This window comes from Vibrio sp. 10N.222.52.B7, assembly GCF_041474275.1.
Lineage (GTDB): Bacteria > Pseudomonadota > Gammaproteobacteria > Enterobacterales > Vibrionaceae > Vibrio > Vibrio crassostreae_C.
Genome location: NZ_JBFRTU010000491.1, coordinates 1 through 896 on the forward strand (window position 1 = coordinate 1; position 896 = coordinate 896).

The 896-nt window shown below is 46.4% G+C and carries 1 pseudogene; it reads left to right on the forward strand.

What is annotated here, in order from left to right:
- Positions 1 to 896 (forward strand): annotated as a pseudogene (locus AB4512_RS23840) (DUF1566 domain-containing protein); the annotation flags it as partial.

Genomic DNA, 896 nt, shown 5'->3' on the forward strand with positions numbered 1-896 from the left:
AATGAAATCATCACTAGGCCGCCAGCGCCTAAGCACGGTCAAGTCAATGATGCCTCAGACACCTTCGATTGGCAGCTTGTGCGTGGCTTCACTCACAACACAGATTACGAATATTCATTGGATTCAGGGAAGACTTGGACAACGGTAATTCGTAAGCCGATTGTTGTAGGGAAACTGGCGTTCGACAAAGGAGCCGTTCAAGTTCGAGTTGCTGCGTCTAACGTTCGTAATACCCCTGCCGGAAAGCCCATGCTTTCAGACAAAGCGTTTACGCTAACGACAGTGCCTGCTGCTCCAGCTTGGATTAGTGTGAATAACGCGATCAATCAATTTGATTGGGCATTTGTCGACTCGTTTAATGAACTAGGTTTGTATGAATATTCATTAGATAACGGCTCAAGCTGGACGCAAGCAACTGAAAAACCTCAAGACATTCCAGATCTAGATATTCCAGTTGGACATCTAAAAGTTCGTGTAGCCAAAGATGACTCGCTAGGTCACCCAACAGGATTAAGTTCAGCATCAGAACAATCGATGACGGTAACCCCAGTCCAACCCGCGCAACCAGTACTAGATTTTGCTAACGACAGCACCAATCAAATCAATTGGCTTTGGGTTAATGGATACAAGGATCCGTCTTTCTACGAGATTAATCTAGGTAATGGTTGGCAGGACGTAACTGCACTGCCGTATCTTGTTGGCAATGTTTCACTTCCTGCAAACACGATTTCGGTTCGCGTTAAGTCAAATGCACTGGATGCCCGCCCCGCGGGAGTTCCGTTGGTTATCAGCTCTGTATTCACTCGCTCAGAAAATCAACCTATAGCACCAACCTCACCGATTGTTGACGATGCAGAAAACACATTCGCATGGACAGACGTTGAAGGATTTACGGG